Raw genomic sequence first — 382 nt, 5'->3', positions numbered from 1 at the left:
TACTTGGCCATTTTGTAGTAGGTCAACCTTGATCATTTCCGGACGATCTTTCGCATTGTCGTCCTTCCATGTCTTCGTTCCTTCTACTGTTGTTTGGCCAACCTTTGTATTTGTAATGTCATAACCTTTTACTTCAGATTTATATCCATCCACCGATTGTTCTTTTACTTCATACTTGTACGCATTTCCTTCGGCATCGTATGCCGCTAAGTCTGTAAACGCATATTTCCATTCGCCCGCTGTGCTCACTTCTTTTGTTGCGATTACTTTTCCATTTTGCAGTAGATCAACTTTGATCATTTCCGGACGATCTTTCGCATTTCCGTCTTTCCATGTCTTTGTTCCTTCTACCGTTGTTTGGCCTACTTTTGTATTCGTAATG

Annotated in this window: 1 protein-coding gene; it reads right to left on the bottom strand. The window is 40.8% G+C overall.

Annotated features, from left to right (window positions below; genetic code table 11):
- On the bottom strand, window positions 1-382 hold a 382-nt coding region (locus COI75_RS17230; protein ID WP_176535595.1), incomplete at both ends, for a Cna B-type domain-containing protein.

Source organism: Bacillus cereus, assembly GCF_002564555.1.
Classification (GTDB): Bacteria; Bacillota; Bacilli; order Bacillales; family Bacillaceae_G; genus Bacillus_A; species Bacillus_A cereus_K.
The sequence above is the reverse complement of the archived record's forward strand: the minus strand, read 5'-3'. Positions and strand labels throughout refer to the sequence as shown.